Below are 237 nucleotides of genomic sequence, written 5' to 3'. Positions count from 1 at the left end.
TGCAACCGCGCCCGCAGACCTGTCCGACGCCCGTGATAATTGTCGCGCCCGGCGGCACGCCGTCGTACATCCCCTCGCCCGCCAGGTGGCCGAACTCGAGAAACGGCGAACCGGGATCGATCAGCGCAGCGATCCGTTCGCGAGGCAGTAATTGCTTGCGCTCCTTGTGCAGCAGCCGCGCCCGTTCCGGACCGCCGACCATTGCAGCTGCCCGGCGCTCATGCAGATCGGCGATTC

General features: G+C 67.5%; 1 protein-coding gene. It reads right to left on the bottom strand.

All coding sequences use genetic code 11. From position 1 onward, the window contains the following. Positions 1–237: carboxyl transferase domain-containing protein (locus tag G8O24_RS43880; protein WP_368736657.1), on the bottom strand; the 237-nt coding region annotated here is incomplete at both ends.

The organism is Bradyrhizobium campsiandrae, assembly GCF_014529705.1.
Taxonomy (GTDB): Bacteria; Pseudomonadota; Alphaproteobacteria; order Rhizobiales; family Xanthobacteraceae; genus Bradyrhizobium; species Bradyrhizobium campsiandrae.
Note: the sequence above shows the minus strand (reverse complement) of the source record. Positions and strands in the feature narration are given on the sequence as shown.